Annotated in this window: 22 protein-coding genes; 1 reads left to right on the forward strand and 21 read right to left on the reverse strand. The window is 68.8% G+C overall.

Annotated features, from left to right (window positions below):
• Window positions 1-19 precede the first annotated feature (19 nt).
• The 18 genes from ACFJGU_RS01500 to infC all read right to left on the reverse strand — a co-directional run bounded on the left by ACFJGU_RS01500 (window position 20) and on the right by infC (window position 16667).
• Window positions 20-613, reverse strand: coding sequence for a DNA-3-methyladenine glycosylase (locus tag ACFJGU_RS01500; protein WP_382307023.1), 594 nt, complete (start codon window positions 611-613; stop codon window positions 20-22).
• Between the two features lie 19 nt (window positions 614-632).
• Window positions 633-794 carry a hypothetical protein gene (locus ACFJGU_RS01505; protein ID WP_382307025.1) on the reverse strand — a complete coding sequence of 54 codons (162 nt, stop codon included), beginning with the start codon at window positions 792-794 and terminating at the stop codon, window positions 633-635.
• On the reverse strand, window positions 794-2242 hold the full coding sequence (gene argH / locus ACFJGU_RS01510; RefSeq protein ID WP_382307027.1) for an argininosuccinate lyase: 1449 nt from the start codon (window positions 2240-2242) through the stop codon (window positions 794-796). Before argH ends, ACFJGU_RS01505 begins: the two co-directional genes overlap by 1 nt.
• A complete protein-coding gene (gene argF / locus ACFJGU_RS01515) occupies window positions 2242-3198 on the reverse strand; it encodes an ornithine carbamoyltransferase (RefSeq protein WP_382307029.1) in 957 nt (318 codons plus the stop codon). The genes argH and argF overlap by 1 nt, the downstream gene beginning before the upstream one ends.
• A 74-nt stretch (window positions 3199-3272) precedes the next feature.
• On the reverse strand, window positions 3273-4493 hold the full coding sequence (locus ACFJGU_RS01520) for an acetylornithine transaminase (protein ID WP_382310227.1): 1221 nt from the start codon (window positions 4491-4493) through the stop codon (window positions 3273-3275).
• Window positions 4490-5407 carry an acetylglutamate kinase gene (gene argB / locus ACFJGU_RS01525; RefSeq protein ID WP_382307031.1) on the reverse strand — a complete coding sequence of 306 codons (918 nt, stop codon included), beginning with the start codon at window positions 5405-5407 and terminating at the stop codon, window positions 4490-4492. Before argB ends, ACFJGU_RS01520 begins: the two co-directional genes overlap by 4 nt.
• Window positions 5407-6573: a bifunctional glutamate N-acetyltransferase/amino-acid acetyltransferase ArgJ gene (gene argJ, locus ACFJGU_RS01530; protein ID WP_382307033.1), complete on the reverse strand. Its 1167-nt coding sequence runs from the start codon at window positions 6571-6573 to the stop codon at window positions 5407-5409. The genes argB and argJ overlap by 1 nt, the downstream gene beginning before the upstream one ends.
• Window positions 6570-7616, reverse strand: coding sequence for an N-acetyl-gamma-glutamyl-phosphate reductase (argC, locus tag ACFJGU_RS01535; RefSeq protein ID WP_382307035.1), 1047 nt, complete (start codon window positions 7614-7616; stop codon window positions 6570-6572). Before argC ends, argJ begins: the two co-directional genes overlap by 4 nt.
• A gap of 30 nt (window positions 7617-7646) precedes the next feature.
• Window positions 7647-10178 (reverse strand): phenylalanine--tRNA ligase subunit beta, encoded by a 2532-nt coding sequence (gene pheT / locus ACFJGU_RS01540; RefSeq protein ID WP_382307037.1) that lies wholly within the window; start codon window positions 10176-10178, stop codon window positions 7647-7649.
• 2 nt (window positions 10179-10180) lie between these two features.
• On the reverse strand, window positions 10181-11221 hold the full coding sequence (gene pheS, locus ACFJGU_RS01545; protein ID WP_382307039.1) for a phenylalanine--tRNA ligase subunit alpha: 1041 nt from the start codon (window positions 11219-11221) through the stop codon (window positions 10181-10183).
• A 22-nt stretch (window positions 11222-11243) separates the two neighbouring features.
• Window positions 11244-12107, reverse strand: a complete 864-nt coding sequence (locus ACFJGU_RS01550) for an amino acid ABC transporter permease (protein WP_382307041.1) — start codon at window positions 12105-12107, stop codon at window positions 11244-11246.
• Window positions 12104-12751, reverse strand: a complete 648-nt coding sequence (locus ACFJGU_RS01555) for an amino acid ABC transporter permease (RefSeq protein ID WP_382307043.1) — start codon at window positions 12749-12751, stop codon at window positions 12104-12106. The genes ACFJGU_RS01550 and ACFJGU_RS01555 overlap by 4 nt, the downstream gene beginning before the upstream one ends.
• A gap of 50 nt (window positions 12752-12801) precedes the next feature.
• Window positions 12802-13674 carry a glutamate ABC transporter substrate-binding protein gene (locus tag ACFJGU_RS01560; protein ID WP_382307045.1) on the reverse strand — a complete coding sequence of 291 codons (873 nt, stop codon included), beginning with the start codon at window positions 13672-13674 and terminating at the stop codon, window positions 12802-12804.
• Window positions 13675-13749: 75 nt separating this feature from the next.
• Complete coding sequence (locus ACFJGU_RS01565; RefSeq protein ID WP_382307046.1) at window positions 13750-14529, reverse strand: amino acid ABC transporter ATP-binding protein; 780 nt, start codon at window positions 14527-14529, stop codon at window positions 13750-13752.
• 83 nt (window positions 14530-14612) lie between these two features.
• Window positions 14613-15413: a TrmH family RNA methyltransferase gene (locus ACFJGU_RS01570; RefSeq protein WP_382307048.1), complete on the reverse strand. Its 801-nt coding sequence runs from the start codon at window positions 15411-15413 to the stop codon at window positions 14613-14615.
• A gap of 36 nt (window positions 15414-15449) precedes the next feature.
• A complete protein-coding gene (rplT, locus tag ACFJGU_RS01575; RefSeq protein WP_092556971.1) occupies window positions 15450-15836 on the reverse strand; it encodes a 50S ribosomal protein L20 in 387 nt (128 codons plus the stop codon).
• 43 nt (window positions 15837-15879) lie between these two features.
• Window positions 15880-16074: a 50S ribosomal protein L35 gene (gene rpmI, locus ACFJGU_RS01580; RefSeq protein WP_092556969.1), complete on the reverse strand. Its 195-nt coding sequence runs from the start codon at window positions 16072-16074 to the stop codon at window positions 15880-15882.
• Window positions 16075-16103: 29 nt separating this feature from the next.
• Window positions 16104-16667: a translation initiation factor IF-3 gene (gene infC, locus ACFJGU_RS01585; RefSeq protein ID WP_382307051.1), complete on the reverse strand. Its 564-nt coding sequence runs from the start codon at window positions 16665-16667 to the stop codon at window positions 16104-16106.
• Window positions 16668-16971: 304 nt separating this feature from the next.
• Between infC and ACFJGU_RS01590 the strand changes: the two genes are divergently transcribed.
• A complete protein-coding gene (locus ACFJGU_RS01590; protein ID WP_382307052.1) occupies window positions 16972-17310 on the forward strand; it encodes a DUF1844 domain-containing protein in 339 nt (112 codons plus the stop codon).
• Here the strand turns inward: ACFJGU_RS01590 and ACFJGU_RS01595 are convergent.
• The 3 genes from ACFJGU_RS01595 to hisH are packed head-to-tail and all read right to left on the reverse strand — an operon-like array spanning window position 17303 to window position 19535.
• Window positions 17303-18097 (reverse strand): SseB family protein, encoded by a 795-nt coding sequence (locus ACFJGU_RS01595; RefSeq protein WP_382310229.1) that lies wholly within the window; start codon window positions 18095-18097, stop codon window positions 17303-17305. The genes ACFJGU_RS01590 and ACFJGU_RS01595 overlap by 8 nt on opposite strands.
• Complete coding sequence (gene priA, locus ACFJGU_RS01600) at window positions 18090-18836, reverse strand: bifunctional 1-(5-phosphoribosyl)-5-((5-phosphoribosylamino)methylideneamino)imidazole-4-carboxamide isomerase/phosphoribosylanthranilate isomerase PriA (RefSeq protein ID WP_382307053.1); 747 nt, start codon at window positions 18834-18836, stop codon at window positions 18090-18092. The genes ACFJGU_RS01595 and priA overlap by 8 nt, the downstream gene beginning before the upstream one ends.
• Window positions 18837-18887: 51 nt before the next feature.
• Window positions 18888-19535: an imidazole glycerol phosphate synthase subunit HisH gene (hisH, locus tag ACFJGU_RS01605; RefSeq protein ID WP_382307055.1), complete on the reverse strand. Its 648-nt coding sequence runs from the start codon at window positions 19533-19535 to the stop codon at window positions 18888-18890.
• Window positions 19536-19542: the final 7 nt, after the last annotated feature.

Genomic DNA, 19542 nt, shown 5'->3' on the forward strand with positions numbered 1-19542 from the left:
GGGGCCGAGCCGTCGCCGGTCAGGCCTTCGGGTGCCGTTTGTAGGGCGAGACCGTGGGGTCGCCTTCGAGGAAGAAGCGCCACCGGAACGGGTCCCGGCCGCCCGGGCCGCTCACCCCGGTGCGCAGACTCGTCGCGATGCCGGCGGAGCGGGCGGGCGGGAACTCCAGGGAGAACGGCTCGCGGTCGAGAGCCGCCCCGTTGTCGATCATCGCGATGCCGAGAGCCCGCACGAGGAGGGCCGGTCCGCGGGCCAGCTCGGAATCCTTCTTCGCCGTGGTGCGACGCTCGCGAGCCAGCTCGATTCCCTCGACCACCTCGCCGGCGCGGAGGAGCACGGCCGTGGCCTCGCCGGGCGGCGAGCAGACGATGTTCGCGCAGACGTGCATCCCGTAGGTGAAGTACGTGTACAGATGGCCGGGCTCGCCGTACATCACCTCGTTGCGCGCGGTTTTGCCGCGGAACGCGTGCGATCCCGGATCGAGCCCTTGGCCGATGTAGGCCTCGACCTCGGTGATGCGGACGGCGACAGCTCCCGCCGGTGAGTCGTGACGGAACACGGCGCCGAGGAGCTGCGGCGCGACCTCGAGCGAGGACTCCGAGAGGTCGATCACGATGACTCCGGATGCCGGATCAGAAGAGCCGGACGCCGAGCGAGAGGCTCACCACGATCCCGGCGATCACCACGACGCCGGCCAGGGCGATGATGAGCCAGACCACGCGGTTCGGGAGGGGGCGGCGCCAGAACCCGGGGTCGCCGGGTTCACGTTCGGGCTTGGGTTTCTTGTCGTCCATCAGACACCTCCGGGCAGGGATCCGGTCTGCGAGACGAGCGCTCGCACCCGTTCGGTCAGAGCGGCGAGCTGTTCGCGCACTCGGACTCCGGCCGTGCCACCCGAGCCGTCGCGACTGGCGACCGAGCCCTCGATGGTGAGCACCGCCCGCACCTCGGGCGTGAGGTGGGGAGAGATGGCGGCGAACTGCTCGTCGCTCAGCTGGTCGAGGTCGAGATCGTGGTCTTCGGCGAATTTCACCAGGGTTCCGGTGATCTCGTGGGCGTCGCGGAAGGTGACGTGCTGCTTCACCAGCCACTCCGCGACATCCGTCGCCAGCGAGAAGCCCTGCGGCGCGAGCTCGGCCATCCGCTCGGTGTGGAAGGTGAGGGTGGCGACCATGCCGGTGAAGGCGGGCAGCAGGACCTCGAGGGTCTTGATCGAGTCGAAGACCGGCTCCTTGTCCTCCTGCAGGTCGCGGTTGTAGGCGAGCGGGAGGCCCTTCAACGTGGCCAGGAGCCCGGTGAGATTGCCGATCAAGCGGCCCGCCTTGCCCCGGGCGAGCTCGGCGATGTCGGGGTTCTTCTTCTGCGGCATGATCGAGGAACCCGTGGAGTACGAGTCCGAGAGCGTGACGAAGCCGAACTCCTTCGTGTTCCAGATGATGATCTCCTCCGCGAAGCGGGAGAGGTCGATGCCGATCTGGGCGGTGACGTAGGCGAACTCGGCCACCACGTCGCGCGACGCCGTGCCGTCGATGGAGTTCTCGACCCCGTGCGCGAAGCCGAGGTCATGGGCGACCAGTTCTGCGTCGAGGCCAAGGGTGTTCCCGGCCAGCGCTCCCGATCCGTAGGGCGAGGCGTTCGCCCGCGCATCCCAGTCGCGCAGTCGCTCGATGTCGCGCACCAGGGGCCAGCAGTGCGCCAGCAGCTGGTGCGCGAGCAGCACCGGTTGCGCGTGCTGCAGATGGGTGCGCCCCGGCAGGATGGCGCCGAAGTTCGCGTCGGCCTGCGAGGCGGTGGCGTCGATCAGGTCGACGAGCAGGCGGGTGAGCGTGACCGCGTGGTCGCGCAGGAGCATCCGCACCAGCGTCGCGATCTGGTCGTTGCGGCTGCGGCCCGCGCGGAGCTTGCCCCCGAGTTCGGCACCGGAGAACTCGATCAGCCCTCGCTCCAGGGCGGAGTGCACGTCTTCATCCGTCGACTGGGGGGTGAACTCGCCGCTGTCGACGGCCGCGGCGAGCTTGTCGAGCGCGGCGAGCATGCCCTCGAGCTCGGCCTCGTCGAGGTAACCGGCCCGGGCGAGGGCGTTCGCGTGAGCCCGCGATCCCGCGATGTCGTACTGCGCGAGTTGCCAGTCGAAGTGCGTCGAACGGCTGAGTTCGGCGAGCTCGGGAGCGGGCCCTCCGGAGAAGCGGCCGCCCCAGAGGGCTCCCGCTTCCGCGGCGCGCGAGGAGACGTCGTCGGCCATCAGAAACCTGCCTTCCGGGCGGGAGTCGTCTGCTCGTTCTGCTCGAACAACCACACGAGAAGGGCCTTCTGGGCGTGCAGGCGGTTCTCCGCCTCGTCCCAGATGACACTCTGCGGGCCGTCGATCACCTCGGCCGCGACCTCGTAACCGCGGTCGGCCGGGAGGCAGTGCAGGAAGAGCGCGTCGCTCTTCGCCCGCGCCATCATGGCCGGATCGACCTGGTAGCCGCCGAACGTCTTCACGCGTTCGGCCTTCTCATCCTCTTTACCCATCGACACCCAGGTGTCGGTGACCACGACGTCGGCGTCCGACGCGGCCTCGGCCGGATCGGTCAGCACCGTCACTGATCCGCCGGTCTCGATCGCCCGCTTTTCCGCGTCGGCGACGACGGATGCCGCGGGAGAGTATTCCTCCGGGCTCGCCACGCGCACGTGCATCCCCGCGGTCGCGCCGGCCAGGAGGTAGGACTGCGCCATGTTGCTCGCCCCGTCGCCGAGGAAGGCGACGGTGAGCCCGCTCAGTGCGCCCCGGTGCTCGCGGATGGTGAGGAAGTCCGCGAGCAACTGACATGGGTGGAAGTCGTCGGAGAGTGCGTTGACCACCGGCACCCGCGTGCCCGCCGCCATCTCCTCGAGCCCCGCCTGCGCGTAGGTGCGCCACACGATCGCCGCCACCTGCCGTTCGAGCACCCGGGCGGTGTCGGAGGCCGTCTCCTTGCCGCCGAGCTGGCTCGAGGCGGTGGAGATGATGAGCGGGATGCCGCCGAGATCGGCGATACCGACCGCGAATGACACCCGGGTGCGCGTGGACGACTTGTCGAAGATGACTGCGACGGTCTGCGGGCCGGCCAGGGGCTTCGCCTGGAAGCGGTCCTTCTTCAGTTCGACGGCGAGGTCGAGGATCTGCTGCTGCTCGGCCGGCGTGATGTCGTCGTCGCGGAGGAAGTGCCTGGTCATGGTTCGGTTCGCCTCAGTGTCGGGAAGAGTCGGAAGTGTTCAGGATAGCGACATCGGCCGACGCGGGCCTGCCGTCAGTCGGCCGCGACCGCGTCGAAGGCGCGTCGGAGTCGCTCGGCGAACACCCGCACCTCGTCGTCGCCGATGATCAGCGGCGGCGCGATGCGGAGGCTGGAGTCGTTCGGGGCGTTGATGATGAGCCCGTTCGCGAGCGCCGCATCCGAGATGGCTCCCGCCACGGGTTCGTGGAGGCCGATGCCGATGAGCAGACCCTGCCCGCGGATCTCCTCCACCAGCGGAGACTCGAGACCCGCGATCACCGCGCGCAGTTCCGCGCCCCGCCGCGCGGCGTTCTCCACCAGGCCCGCGGACTCGATCTCGCCGAGCACGGCGTTGGCGGTGGCGGTCGCGAGCGGGTTGCCGCCGAAGGTGCTGCCGTGCTGACCACGTGTGAAGAGGTCGGAGGCCCAGCCGAAGGTCACCAGCGAACCGATCGGGAAACCGCCGGCCATCCCCTTCGCGACGGTGACCGCATCCGGCAGGATGCCGTCGTTCATGTAGGAGAACCAGGCGCCGGTGCGGCCGACGCCGGTCTGGATCTCGTCGAGGATGAGCAGCACCCCGTGCTGCTCGGTCAGTTCGCGCGCCCGACGCAGATAGCCCGGCGGGAGCTCGAGCACGCCGGCCTCGCCCTTGATCGGCTCGACGAAGAGTGCCGCGACCGAGTCGTCGATCGTGGCCTCGAGCGCCTCGATCGTGGTGTCGATGTGCACGACGCCCGAGGGCATCGGCTCGAAGGGCTCGCGCATGGCGGGCTTGCCGGTGAGCGACAGCGCGCCCATCGTGCGGCCGTGGAATCCGTTGTGCAGGGCGACGATCTTCCGGCGATGGTCGGAGGAGTTCAGCCGGGCGAGCTTGAAGGCCGCCTCGTTCGCCTCGGCGCCGGAGTTGCAGAAGTAGGTGCGCCCGCCGTCACCGGCACCCGTGATGCGCTTCAGCCGTTCGGCCAGCTCGAGCTGCGGCGGCGTGGAGAAGTAGTTCGACACGTGGGCGAGGGTGGACGCCTGCCGGGTGACGGCGTCGACGAACACCGGATGCGCGTGGCCGAGCGAGTTCACGGCGATGCCGGCGAGGAAGTCGAGGTACTCGGTGCCCTGGTCGTCCCAGACGTAGGCGCCCTGTCCGCGCACGAGCAGGCGCAACGGCATCCCCATCGTCCGCATCAGCGACGAGTCGAAGCGACTCTGCCATTGGGTGTCCGTCTCAGCGCCTGGCACGACTGGCCTCCGGTTCAGTGGGCCGCCGCCGGCACGACTTCCGTGCCGACACCGCCCGGGGTGAATACTTCGAGAAGGATGGAATGCGCCTCGCGGCCGTCGATGATCGCGGCCTTCGCGACGCCGCCGTCGACGGCCTCGAGGCAGGCCGCCATCTTCGGGATCATGCCCGATTCGAGACTCGGCAGCAGGGCCCGCAGTTCCTCGGTCTCGATCACCGAGACGAGCGAGTCCTGGTTCGGCCAGTCGCTGTACAGACCGGCCACGTCGGTGAGGATGACGAGCTTGGCCGCGTTCAGGGCGACCGCCAGGGCCGCCGCCGCGGCATCCGCGTTGACGTTGAGCACCTGGCCGGGCTCGTCGATGTCGGGGGCGATGGAGGAGACGACCGGGATGCGCCCCGCGTCGAGCTGCGCGAGCACGCCCTCGGGGTTCACCCCCACCACGTCGCCCACCAGACCGAGGTCGACCAGCTCACCGTCGATCTCGACCTGCCGGCGCCGGCCCTCGAACAGCCCGGCGTCTTCACCCGAGAGGGCGGCCGCGAGCGGACCGTGCTCGTTGATGTGACTCACGATGTCGCGACTGATCTGCCCGGTGAGTACCATCCGCACCACGTCCATGGCCTCGGGGCTGGTGACCCGGTAGCCGCCGCGGAACTCGCTCCGGATGCCGAGGCGTTCGAGCATCCGCGAGATCTGCGGCCCGCCGCCGTGCACCACGACGGGACGGATGCCCACCGACCGCAGGTAGACGATGTCCTCGGCGAAGGTGCGCTGCAGAGCGGGATCGACCATGGCGTTACCGCCGAACTTCACCACGATGATCTGGCCGTGGAAGCGCTTGAGCCAGGGCAGCGATTCGATGAGCGTCTGCGCCTTGACGTGCGCGAGCTCGGCTGCGCTGGCGGAGGGGACGGCGTACTCGGGCATCAGCTGGCGTACGCGCTGTTCTCGTGCACGTAGTCGTGGGTGAGGTCGTTGGTCCAGATGGTGGCGCTCGCGTCGCCCTCCTTGAGGTCGATCAGGATCGTGCAGGCGCGCGGAGTGAGGTCGACCAGCTCGCGGTCATCTCCCGGCTCGCCGGCGCGGCACACCATCACCCCGTTCATCGAGACGTCGATGGCATAAGGGTCGAACGCGGCATCCGTCGTTCCGAGCGCCGCGAGCACCCGGCCCCAGTTCGGGTCGTTGCCGAAGATGGCGGCCTTCAAGAGGTTGCTGCGCGAGACGGCGCGGCCCACCACCACGGCGTCGTCTTCGCTCGCCGCATTGACCACCTCGATCGCGATGTCGTGGCTCGCGCCTTCGGCGTCGCCCTGGAGCTGCAGCGCGAGGTCGCGGCAGAGGGCGGTGAGCGCCTCGGTGAACTCCGCCTCGTCGGCCGCGACTCCGGAAGCGCCGGAGGCGAGGAGGGCGACCGTGTCGTTGGTGGACATGCAGCCGTCGGAGTCGACCCGGTCGAAGGTGACCCGGGTGGCGGCGCGCAACGCCCGATCGAGCACCTCGGGCTCGAGGTCGGCATCGGTGGTGATGACGACCAGCATCGTCGCGAGGCCCGGGGCGAGCATCCCGGCGCCCTTCGCCATGCCGCCGATCGACCAGCCCGCGGGCGACTCGGCCACGGCCTCCTTCGGGTGCGTGTCGGTGGTCATGATGGCGGCCGCGGCAGCCGCTCCCCCGGCATTCTCGGCCGACAGCGCGGCGACGGCGGCGGGTACGGTGTCGAGGATCTTGTCGCGGAAGACCTGGTCGCCGACACCGATCAGTCCGGTCGAGCAGACCAGAACGTCGGAGGCCGAGATCTCGAGGGCTGCCGCCACGGCCTCGGCCGTGGCGTGCGTGGTCTGGAACCCGAAAGCGCCCGTGAAGCAGTTCGCTCCGCCGGAGTTGAGGATGACGGCCTCGATCATGCCGTCTTTCACCACCTGCTCCGACCAGATGACCGGATTCGCCTTCGCCCGGTTCGAGGTGAACACGGCGGCACCGCTGTTGCGAGGCCCCTCGTTCACCACCAAGGCGAGATCGGGGGCGCCGGTCGATTTCAGGCGGGCGACGACGCCCGAGGCACGGAACCCGGCGGGCCGGGTGACGCTCACGGCGCGACTCCGTCGATGCCGAGGCCGAGCTGCTCCGGGAGGCCCAGAGCGATGTTGGTCGACTGGATGGCCGCTCCCGCCGTGCCCTTCACCAGATTGTCGAGCGCGGTCACGGTGACGACGCGCTCGGCCACCTCGTCGACCGCGAGACCGATGAGTGCGGTGTTGGCACCGATCGTGTCGCTGACGGCCGGGAAGGTTCCCTCGGGCAGCAGCTCGACGAAGGGCTCGTCGGCATAGGCGAGCTCCCAGGCCGAACGCACGTCGGCAGCGCTCACCCCGGGCTGGAGTCGAGCGGTCGAGGTGGCCAGGATGCCGCGTGCCATCGGCACCAGCACGGGCGTGAACGACACGGTCACCGCTTCTCCGCCGGCCCCGGTGAGGTTCTGCACGATCTCGGGCACGTGCCGGTGGGTGCCGCCCACTCCGTAGGCGTGGGCGGAGCCGAGCAGTTCGCTCGCCAGCAGGTCGGTACGCAGCGTCTTGCCGGCGCCCGAGGGGCCGACGGCCAGCACGGCGACCAGGTCGGTGGGCTGGATGACACCGGCCCGGATGCCGGGCGCGAGGCCCAGGCTCACGGCGGTGACGTTGCACCCGGGCACCGCGATGCGGTTCACCCCGGCGAGGTTCTCGCGCTGCTTGGCCCCCGAGGCCAGCACCAGCTCGGGCAGACCGTAGGGCCAGGAGCCGTGGTATTCGGACTTGTAGAAGGTCTCCCAGGCGCTCGTGCTCACCAGCCGGTGGTCGGCTCCGCAGTCGACCACGAGGCTCGCGTCTCCGAGCTCGTCGGCCAGCGCCCCCGACTTGCCGTGTGGCAGAGCGAGGAAGACGACGTCGTGCCCCTTCAGCACCTCCGGGGTGGTCGCCTGGAGTTCCAGCCCGCGGTACGAGCGGAGGTGGCTGTGCACACTGGTCAGCTGCTGGCCCGCGTTGGCGTGCGCGGTGACCGTTCGCACCTCGAACTCCGGATGCGCGCTCAGGAGCCGGAGCACCTCACCGCCGGCGTATCCGCTGGCTCCCGCCACCGCGACTGAATAGACCATGAATCCAATCTAGCCGTATCGTGCGGGCCGCTATTCCCGCACCGTCGCCGAGTGGAGTTCGGCGGCGCGGGCGGCACCCGCGAGCTTCGCCTCGCTCGCCTCGGCAGCCGTCAGGGTGCGGTCGGGGGCGCGGAACCGGAGGGCGAAGGTCAGCGACTTGGCGCCATCCGGAAGTCCGACGCCACGGTAGTCGTCGACCAGACGGATGTTCTCGAGCAGCTCTCCGGCGCCCTCGACCACGGCGCGCTCCACCTCACCCGCGGGCACGTCGGCGCTCACCACCAGCGAGAGGTCTTGCGTCGCCGCCGGGAAGCCGCTGATCGGAGCGACCTCGATGGTCGATCCGGCGGCCTCGATCAGCACGTCGAGGTCAAGCTCCGCGACCGCGACGATACGAGGCAGGTCAAGCTCGTGCGCAAGGGCGGGGAGGAGTTCGCCGGCGAACCCGACGCTCTTCTCGCCGTCACCCGTCGCGACGAAGATCTCCGCCGTACGACCCGGGTGCAGCGACTTGTGACGGCCGCGCTCGACCCGGAGGTCGACGGCGAGCGCCGACTCGAGCAGGTGCACCACGTCGAGCGCGTCGGCGACCCCGACGGGAACCGCCGGCTGCCCGGGCTGCTTGTCGACGGCGTTGCCGAGCAGGAGCACGCCGACATGACGGGGCTGCGGCGGGATGCCCTCGTGCAGCTCACTCAGATCGGCGTCGCTCGGCAGCGCCGCGCCGACCGGCAGCTCGTCTTGCCCGTAGCGGCGACCGGCCTCGGGGCTGAACACGAGACCGAGCTCGAACAGGGCCAAATCGGTGAGACCGCGCGAGAGGTTGCGGCGCGCGATGTCGATGAGACCCGGGAGGAGGGAGGTTCGTAGCAGCGCCGCCTCGGAATCGAGCGGGTTCGCGACCCGGATCGCGGGAACCTCGACGTCGTCGGCGCTGCCGAAGGCGCGATTCTGCGAGACGCTCACGAACGGGTAGGCGAGCACCTCGGTGAGACCGCCGGCCGCGAGCACGTCGGCGGTGCGCCGCCGCGTGACCTGCGACACGGTGAGACCGCGCCCGGGCGGGGCCACCGGAAGCACGCTGGGGATGCGGTCGTAACCCACGATGCGGGCGACCTCCTCGGCGAGCGAGGCCTTGTCGATGAGGTCGGGCCGCCAGGACGGCGGGGTGACCTCGAATCCGGCCGCGTTCTCCTCGACCGCCGATCCGATCTCCGCCAGGGAACGGGCGATGTCGTCGGGCGTGAAGTCGACGCCGACCAGGCGCTGCACGTAGCCGAAGGGCAGCATGATGGAGCCGAGCTCCGGATGATCGTGGTGAACCGACCCGAGCCCGTCGGCCGTTCCGCCGGCGAGGGTCTCGAGCAGCTCGACGACCCGGGCCGCAGCAGGCTGTGCCACCTTCGGGTCGACGCCGCGCTCGAAGCGGCGCGACGCCTCGCTCGGCAGCTTGTGCCGGCGGGCCGTGCGCGCGATCGACACGGGGTCGAAGTTCGCGGCCTCGATCAGCACGTTCGTGGTGCTGTCGGAGATCTCGGTGGCGGCACCGCCCATCACCCCGGCGAGACCGATGGCCCCGCGGTCGTCGGTGATGAGCAGGTCTTCGGGGTCGAGCTGGCGGGTGACCCCGTCCAGGGTCTCCAGGGTCTCGCCCTCGGCAGCGCGACGCACCACGATGCCGCCCTGCAGCGCATCCAGGTCGTAGCCGTGGATGGGCTGACCGAACTCGAGCATCACGTAGTTCGTGATGTCGACGATCAACGAGATGGAGCGGATGCCCGCGAGCTTGAGCCGCGAAACGAGCCAGGGCGGCGAGGGCCGCGTGGGGTCGACGCCGCGCACCACGCGGGTGATGAACACGGTGGCTCCGACGCGCCCGCGGATCGGGGCCTCGTCATGGATGGAGACCGGGAACCCGGTTCCGGCCACCGGGGCGACGCGCGCGACCGGGTCGCGGAAGACCGCGCCGGTCGAGTGGGAGTACTCGCGGGCGATGCCGCGGATGGAGAAGGCGTAGCCGCGGTCGGGCGTGACGTTGACCTCGACGGCCCGGTCGTCGAGACCGAGCAGGGCGATCGCATCCGTTCCCACCTCGGGATCGAGACCGAGCGTGCTGAGACGCAGGATGCCGTCGTGGTCTTCGCCGAGGCCGAGCTCGCGCGCCGAGGCGATCATGCCGTCGGAGACGTGCCCGTAGGTCTTGCGCGCAGCGATGGTGAAGCCGCCGGGCAGTACGGCGCCCGGAAGCGTCACCACCACCTTGTCGCCCTCGAAGAAGTTGCGGGCTCCGCAGACGATGCCGCGCACATCCGCTCCCCCGTCGGCCGCGTTGTGACCCTCGGGCGCCACGCGTACCTGGCACCACCGGATGGTCTTGCCGTTGGACTGCGGCTCCTCGACGAACTCGAGCACCTGCCCCACGACGATGGGGCCGGTGAGGTCGAAGTCGTGCGACCCCTCCTCCTCGAGGCCCACCTTCACGAGGGCGGCGTGGATGTCGGCGACGTTCGCGTCGGCCGGGAGGTCGACGTACTCCGCGAGCCAGCTGATCGGTACCCGCACGACTAGACCACCATTCCGAACTGCTGAGAGAACCGCACGTCGCCTTCGACCATGTCGCGCATGTCGTTGAGGTCGTTGCGGAATTGGAGTGTGCGCTCGATGCCCATGCCGAAGGCGAAGCCCGAGTACTCATCGGGGTCGATGCCGGCCGAGCGCAGCACATTGGGGTTCACCATGCCGCAGCCGCCCCACTCCACCCAGCGCGCTCCGCCCTTGGCGTTGGGCTGCCAGACATCCATCTCGGCGCTCGGCTCGGTGAACGGGAAGTAGTTCGGCCGCAGGCGGATCTTCGCCTCCTCACCGAACATCTGCCGGGCGAAGTGCTCGAGCGTGCCACGCAGGTGCGCCATGGTGAGGCCCTTGTCGATGGCGATGCCCTCGACCTGGCTGAACACCGGGGTGTGCGTGGCGTCGAGCTCGTCGGTGCGGTAGACGCGGCCGGGCGCGATGACGTAGACCGGCAGGTCGCGCTCGAGGAGGCTCCGCACCTGTACGGGACTCGTGTGGGTGCGGAGCACGAGGTGCGACTCGGGCGGGTCGATGAAGAAGGTGTCCTGCATCGCACGCGCCGGGTGGTCGGCGTCGAAGTTGAGGGCGTCGAAGTTGAACCACTCGCTCTCGACCTCGGGGCCTTCGGCGACCTCCCACCCCATGCCCACGAAGATGTCGGCGATGCGGTCCTGCAACAGGGAGAGCGGATGGCGCGCCCCGATGCGGCGCCGGGTGGCGACGGCGGTCACGTCGATCGCCTCGTCGGCGAGACGCTGGGCCTCCTCGAGGGCCACGACCTCGGTCTCGCGCGCGGCGATCGCCTGGTTCACCCGTGCGCGGGCCTGCCCGACGAGCTTGCCCGCGGCAGCCTTCTGGTCGCCCGGGAGCGACTTGATGGCGGCGTTGAAGGCGGCCAGCGGCGAGTGCTCGCCGGCGTGCTCGGAGCGCACGGCGCGGAGAGCCGCGGAATCGGTGGCGGCTTCGAGTGCTGCGAGCGCCGCGTCGACCGCGTCGCTCACCGCCGACTCGGTTATTGCGATGGGTTCAGACACGAGTCACAAGTTTACAGGCGCGTCACTCCGTGGTCGCATCCGCCGGATCGAGCGCCCCGACGATGCGCTTCTTCGTCTTGCGCTGCCGAGCCAGGCGGCGGGCCACCCAGGAGAGCGAGAGGTTCACCGCGAGATAGATGACGAGCGTCACGATGAACAAGGAGAACAGGTAGCGGTTGCCGTAGAAGCTCGCGAGGTTGTTCATCGTGGTGCGGATCAATTCGTTGTAGCCCACGATGTAGCCGAGGCTGGTGTCCTTCAACAGCACGACCAGCTGGGCCACGATCACCGGCAGCATCTGACGGAACGCCTGCGGGAACTCCACCGACACCTTGGTCTGCAGTCGTGTGAGGCCGAGGCTCAACCCGGCTTCGCGCTGACCGCGCGGCAGCGAGGCGAGCCCGGATCGCAGGGCCTCTCCGATGATGGCGCCGTTGTAGATGCCGAGTGCGATCACCACCGCCCAGAACGCTCCGGTCGAGGCCACGAGCAGGATGAACAGCATCATCAGCAACACGGGCATGCCGCGGAAGAACTCCAGCACGATGGTGGTGGGGATACGCACCGCGGCGTACACCGAGGTGCGCAGCATCGCGAAGAGGACGCCGATCACGAGCGCCATGACGGCCGCGATGGCCGCGGCCTGCAGCGTGTTCAGGAGGCCTCGGCCGATGAACGCCCAGACCACCGGGTCGGCGAAGATGTCCCAGCGGCTCGGAGCGAAGTAGCCGGGCAGCGTGAGGCCCGACGACTCGCGCGGCTGAGCGAGCGTGAAGGCGATCCACACCACACCCGCGATCAGGAGCGCGAGCACGATCAGCGAGATGATCAGGGAGCGGCGTCGGGTCTTGGGCCCGGGGGCGTCGAAGAGGACGGATGCGCTCATCGCTGCACCACCAATCGTCGTTCGAGTCGCGCGGAGAGGATGCCGAGCGGGATGGTGATGACCAGGTAGAACGCGGCGATCGCCACGAGGATCGCGATGACCGCGTTGCCGTTCGCGTTCGACAGCTCCTTGGCCACCGTGAACAACTCCACCACGAAGAAGCCGCCGGCCACCGAGGTGTTCTTGGTGAGCGCGATCAGCACGTTGATGAGCGGCGGGATGACCATTCGGAACGCTTGGGGGAAGATGATCAGCGTCACGGACTGCCGGAAGCCGAGCCCGAGACTCCGCGCCGCTTCGGCCTGCCCCACCGGCACCCCGTTGATACCGGAACGCAACGCCTCGGCCACGAACGGCGAGGTGTAGAGCGTGAGACCGATGATGGCGCAGGCGAGGTAGGGCAGCGTCGAACCGAGGTACGGCAGGATGATCGCGCAGAAGAACAGCACCAGTGTCAGCGGCGTGTTGCGCAGGATCTCGGTGTAGAAGGCCGCGAAGCCGTTCAGCGAGGGCACCGGCGCGATGCGCATGGCCGCCACCACGGTGCCGAGCACGAGCGCGCCCGCGCCCGACACCACGAGCAGCAGCAGAGTCATGCCGAAACCGTCGAGGAACCGTGGGAGGTTCTCGATGATGGCGTTCATCCGTGTCCGTCCGTTGGGTAGCAGTCGTTCATGAAGATGCGGTCAGCGCGTCAGTAGCGGTCGACCGCGGGCGGGTCGACGAACTCCAGCACCTGGCCGGCCGTGGAGTCCCAGGCCTCCTGGTAGCTGCCGTCCTCGTAGGACTCCTCGAGCACGTCGTTGATGTAGTCGCGGAACTCCGTGTCGTCGAGCGCGAGCCCGATGCCGTACGGCTCCTCGGTGAAGGGCTTGCCGACCACCTTGAACTCGCCCTCGTTCTGGGCGGCGAGGCCGGCCAGGATGACGTTGTCGGTCGACACGGCGACCACCTGACCGCTGCGCAGCGGCTCGAGGCAGTTCGTGTACGTGTCGGTGAGCAGCGGCTCGGCGCCGAGCTCGGCGAGCTTCGCCGCGGGGGTCGATCCGGTGACCGAGCACACGTGCTGACCGACCAGGTCGTCTTCGCTCGTGATGTCGTCGTTGTCGGCCTTCACGAGGATCGACTGACCGGCCATGTAGTAGGGGCCGGCGAAGGAGACGACCTCTTTGCGCTTGTCGTTGATCGTGTAGGTGGCCACCACGAGGTCGACCTCGCCGTTCTGGATGAACGGTTCGCGGTTGGCCGAGACGGCCTCCTTCCAGACGATCTTGTCGTCGGGGATGCCGAGACTCGACGCGATGAGCTTTCCGATCTCGATGTCGAAACCGACCGGCACATTGTCAGGCCCCATCAACCCGAAGAGCGGCTGGTCGAACTTGGTGCCGATCGTGATGGTTCCGGCATCCGCCAGCTTCGCCATCGTGGTGCCGGCGGCGAACGACGGCGCGGGCTCGGGGGTGGATGCGGAGTCGTCTGCACCGGGGTCGGTCGACCCGGCGCATCCGCTCAGAACGATCGCGGCGGCCGCGGCCAGTGCGGTGAACGTCAGCTTCGTGTGCCTCATTGTTCGTACCTCTCTGTTCAGCTGGTGCTGTGTGTGCGTGCTCCCCGCAACGGCTGTGCGCGGGGGTGTTCCCGCCTAGTGGGCGAGGATCTTCGAGAGGAAATCCTTCGCTCTCGGTGACCGTGGGGCGCTGAAGAACTGCTCCGGCGCCGCTTCTTCTTCGATGCGGCCGTCGGCCATGAAGATCACCCGATCGGCCGCCTTGCGGGCGAAGCCCATCTCGTGCGTCACGACGATCATGGTCATGCCGTCTTTGGCCAGCCCGACCATGACGTCGAGCACCTCGTTGATCATCTCGGGGTCGAGCGCGCTGGTCGGCTCGTCGAGCAGGATGAGTTTCGGCTCCATCGCGAGCGAGCGGGCGATGGCCACACGCTGCTGCTGCCCGCCGGAGAGCTGCGCGGGCAGCTTCTGCGCCTGGTCGGCGACCCCCACCCGCTCGAGCAGCGTCATCCCGCGGGCCTCGGCGGCCTTCTTCGAGAGCTTGCGCACCTTCATCGGCGCGAGGGTGACGTTCTCGAGCACCGTCTTGTGGGCGAACAGGTTGAACGACTGGAACACCATCCCCACGTCGGCCCGCAGCGTCGCGAGCTCACGGCCCTCACTCGGCAGAGCCGTGCCGTCGATGGAGATGGTGCCGGAATCGATCGTCTCGAGCCGGTTGATCGCCCGGCAGAGCGTCGACTTGCCCGAGCCCGACGGACCGATGACGACCACCACCTCGCCGCGGGCGACCGTCGTGTCGATGTCTTTCAGGACGTGGAGATCGCCGAAGTGCTTGTCGACGTGATCGATGACGACGAGGGGATCGGCAGCACCCCCTGTCCCTCGAACGGGGGTGTTTTGCGCATCCATGATGCCTTACCCAACCACACCCCTTCGGGGGACAGCAATGAGTAATCGACTACCGTAACCGAAGCGAAACACGCCGGGGAGGTTCAGGAGCGCAGGGCGAAGGCGCTCTCGTAGAGGCAGACGGAGGCGGCGGTCGCCAGGTTCAGCGATTCGGCCTGACCGTAGATCGGCAGCGAGACGGCGCGGTCGACGAGGGTGAGCTGCTCGTCGGCGAGTCCGCGAGCCTCGTTGCCGAACACCCACGCGGTGGGGTTGCCGAGCAGGCCCGCGGTGCGCACGTCGAGCAGGTCGTCGCCCTTGATGTCGGCGGCGAGGGTCTGCAGCCCCGCCTCGCGGGCGCGATCGATCACGTCGCCGAGGGTCGCCTCCATGGCCACCGGGAGGTGGAACAGCGACCCGGTGGTGGAGCGCACGACCTTCGGGTTGTAGAGGTCGACGGAGCGGCCGGTGAGGATGACGGCATCCGCACCCGCCGCATCCGCCGCACGGATGATCGTGCCCGCGTTGCCCGGGTCACGGACCTCTTCGAGAACCGCGATCAGCCGGGGCCCGGCGGCGAAGATGTCTTTCACCGCGGTGGGGAACTGCCGGCAGACCGCGACGAAGCCCTGGGGCGTGACCGTGTCAGCCATGGTGTCGAGCACCTGTTCGGTCACGAACTCGACGTCGATCCCGGCATCCGAGGCCCCCTGGGCGATCTCGGTGTACCGCTCGAGGGCGGTGGGGGTGGCGAAGAGTTCGACGAGCAGGTGGGGGCTGAAGACCAGGGCCTCGGACACGGCCTGCGGCCCCTCCAAGAGAAAGAGCCCGGTCTCGGACCGGGCTCCCTTCTTGGCGAGTTTCGCCACTGCCCGAACGCGAGGTGATCGCGGATTGTCAAGCATGTGGCGCTCTCTGTTGTTCTGTTGTGGAGGTTCTGACTACGCAGCGCTCTTCGGCGCGGAGGTGTCGGCCGGCAGTGCCGACTTCGCGCTCTCGACCAGGGCGGCGAACGTCGCCGGCTCGTTCACGGCCAGCTCCGCCAGGATGCGGCGGTCGACCTCGATGCCCGCCAGGGCGAGACCCTGGATGAAGCGGTTGTAGGTCAGGCCGTTCTGACGCGACGCAGCGTTGATGCGCTGGATCCACAGGCGGCGGAAGTCGCCCTTGCGCGCACGGCGGTCACGGTAGGAGTAGACGAGGGAGTGGGTGACCTGCTCCTTCGCCTTGCGGTAGAGGCGCGACCGCTGACCGCGGTAGCCCTCTGCGCGCTCGAGGATGACGCGACGCTTCTTGTGGGCGTTGACGGCCCTCTTGACTCTTGCCATTGTTCTTTATTCCTTCTGGTCTCTGGTCGGCGGCAGTCGGTGACTACAGGCCGAGAAGCTTCTTGGCGACCTTGGTGTCGGCCTTGGACAGCACCTGGTCTTTGTTTAGGCGAGCCTTACGCCCCGGGGCCTTGACCTCCAGGTTGTGGCGCATACCGGCCTGCTGCTTCATGATCTTGCCGCTTCCGGTGACCTTGAAACGCTTCTTGGACCCGGAGTGGGTCTTCATCTTGGGCATGGGTTCTCCTTGTGTGTTCTGGCTTGTGGTTACTCGGCCGGTTCGGCCGGAGTGGATGTCTCAGCCGGAGCCGATTCGTGGTTGCGGGCCTTCGAGGCGTCGCGCTTCGCGTTCGCCTCGGCCTTGGCCTCGGACTTGTTCTTGAGCGGACCGATGACCATCACCATGTTGCGGCCGTCGATGGTGGGGCTCGACTCGACGGTTCCGAACTCGGCCACGTCTTCGGCGAAGCGCTGCAGCAGGCGCACACCCTGGTCGGGGCGCGACTGCTCGCGGCCGCGGAACAGGATCATGGCCTTCACCTTGTCGCCGGCCTTGAGGAAGCCCTCGGCACGCTTGCGCTTGGTCTCGTAGTCGTGGACGTCGATCTTCAGGCGGAACCGCACCTCTTTGAGGATGGTGTTCGCCTGGTTGCGACGGGCTTCCTTCGCCTTCTGCGCGGCTTCGTACTTGAACTTTCCGTAGTCCATGATCTTCGCGACCGGAGGCTTGGAGTTGGGTGCGACCTCGACGAGGTCGAGATCCGCTTCCTGGGCAAGCCGAAGGGCGACATCGATGCTGACGACGCCGACTTGCTCGCCGCCTGGCCCCACGAGGCGGACCTCGGGGACTCGAATACGGTCGTTTGTACGGGGATCGCTGATGCGTTACTCCTTAGTTTCGTTCGTTGTCACGAAAGCAAGGGAATCCGCGTGCGCATGAGGAACATGCGGCACCGCACCCTGTCTACCCTCTCCACCGGCCGGAACCGTTGGTGAAGGCGGAGTGCAACGACCCGGTAACCTAATGAAGCGGTATGCGCGGGTGGGAGATTCTCCACTTTCGTACTGAGACCAAAGGTCCCAGAGCCTCAGAGAGTCTAGCAGAGACTCGCCGAAACAGTAAGGATGTCTCGCGATGAGCGATTTCGACGATGCCAGCGCGGTCCGGGACATCGCGGAGGTCCCCGCGATCGAGGTCATCACCACGACCGCGGTGCACCTGATGAGCGCCGCCGCGGTGAAGTGCGGCCTCTCCGACGACCCGGATGTGGAGACCGATCTCGACGAGGCGCGCAAGCTCATCACGGCCCTCGCGGGTCTGGTCACGGCATCCGCGCCGTTCCTCGGCGATCAGCACGCGCGGAGCCTCCGCGACGGGTTGCGGTCGCTGCAGCTGGCGTTCCGCGAGGCGTCGCCCATCCAGGACCCGCCGGGTGAGGGCCCGGGCGAGAAGTACACCGGGCCGGTCAGCTGACCGCGGTCAGTTTCATGCCGAGCGAATCGACCCGTTCGGCGATGGTCGCATCCTCGGCCCAGGATTCCTGCAAGCGGGTCGTCAGCGCGGCCAGTGCCGTCTGATCGAGGCCGGGCACGAGGCCCAGCACGACCACGACCTCGCGACCGCTGAGGCGGGCATCCGGGTCGCCCGCGATCAGCCGGAACGCGGCGATGGCGGGTTCTCGGGCGATCGATCGTTCGAAGGCCTCGGCGACGGCGGCATCCGTGACGGCGGGCTGCCAGGGCAGATCCTGCGCGATCGCCCAGACCGCCGGCCGCCGCAGCGCGAACTCGGTGGGGGATCCCGGATCGAGCACGATCAGCTCGGTGTCCTCGGCCGCAGCCGCCAGAGCGGCCCTTCGCGCGGCGACCGGGATGGGGCGGGCCTTCGGATTCCAGGCCGCCAGGGCCTCCACCGAGGTGAAGGCGGGCAGCACCCGGCGCCCGTCCGGTCCGCTGACCGTGACGAGGGAGAGCTCCTGGGTCTTGTCGACGCGGAGCCCGCCATCCGTCACACCTTCGTCTCCCGCGTGGGCGACCAACGGCACGAGGAGGCGGACACCGCGGAGGGCGTCGACCACCGTGTCCTGAGTCGCTTCGCCGGCGCGGAAGCGCGTGATCGCAGCGATCAGCTCCTCAGGGGCGCTGCCGTCGTCGTTCTCGCTGCCGTGCGCTTCGAAATGACGACCCTTCCAGGGCTGGCCGGCCGAGTCGCCGGGCTCTCGCGACGGGTGCGGATGCCCGTGCTCACCGTGGTCAGTCAGACGCCACGTCCAGGGCCTCGGCGAGCGTGAACGCGCCCGAGTAGAGCGCGCGACCCACGATCGCACCCTCGAGACCGAGCGGCACGAGTGCGCGTAGTTCGGCGATGTCGTCGAGGCTCGAGATGCCGCCCGAGGCGATGACCGGGCGGGAGGTGCGCTCCATGACCTGGCGGAGCAGCTCGACGTTCGGGCCCTTGAGGGTGCCGTCCTTGGTGACGTCGGTCACGACGTAGCGGGCGCATCCGGCCTCTTCGAGACGGTCCATGACCTGCCAGAGGTCGCCGCCGTCCTGCGTCCAGCCGCGGGCCGCGAGCGTGGTGCCGCGCACGTCGAGGCCGACCGCGATCGCGTCGCCGTACTGCGCGATGACATGGGCGGCCCACTCCGGGTTCTCGAGGGCCGCAGTGCCGAGGTTGATGCGCTTGGCGCCCGACTCGAGCGCCGTCTCGAGGCTCTCGTCGTCGCGGATGCCGCCCGAGACCTCGACGTTGACGCCCTTGGCCTGACGGATGACCTTCTTGATGATGCCGAGGTTGCTACCGCGACCGAACGCCGCGTCGAGGTCGACGAGGTGGATCCACTCCGCGCCCTGAGCGATCCAGTCCGCCGCCGCGTCGACCGGGTCGCCGTGGTTGGTCTCGGTGCCGGCCTTGCCCTGGGTCAGTCGCACGGCCTTGCCGTCGGCGACGTCGACGGCCGGAAGCAGCACGAGACCGGGCGCTTTGTTGAACTCGCTCATCAGGAATGTCCTCGGAATCATGGAACGGACGCGGAAACGCCCCTGGGAAATCTACCGCAGGGTGCCGATCCAGTTCGCCATCAGGCGGATGCCGGCGTCTCCCGACTTCTCCGGGTGGAACTGGGTGGCCATGAGCGGCCCGTTCTCCACCGCTGCCACGAAACGCGACCCGTGCTCGGCCCAGGTGACCAGGGGCGGTCGGTGCGTCTTGTCGGGGGTGAGGTGCCAGTCCTGCGCCGCGTAGGAGTGCACGAAGTAGAAGCGCTGATCACGGATGCCGTCGAACAGCACCGAATCGGCCGGTGCCTCCACCGTGTTCCAGCCCATGTGGGGCACGACCTCGGCGTCGAGGCGCTCCACCGTGCCCGGCCATTCGCCGAGCCCCTCGGTGTCGATGCCGCGCTCGATGCCGTCGGCGAACATCACCTGCATGCCCACGCAGATGCCGAGCACGGGCCGGCCCCCGGCGAGGCGCCGGTCGATGATCTCGCCGCCGCGCACCGCGTTCAGCTGCTCCATCACGGCGCTGAAGGCGCCGACGCCGGGCACGACGAGTCCGTCGGCCTCCATCGCCGCAGTCCGATCGGCCGTCACCGTGACATCGGCACCAGCGCGCTCCAGGGCCTTGGCCGCGGAGTGGATGTTGCCGCTGCCGTAATCGAGCACGACGACCGACGGGCGGCGCTGCGGGTCGCTCATGCGCACA

Origin of the sequence: Herbiconiux sp. UC225_62 (genome assembly GCF_042694625.1) — a bacterium.
Lineage (GTDB): Bacteria > Actinomycetota > Actinomycetes > Actinomycetales > Microbacteriaceae > Herbiconiux.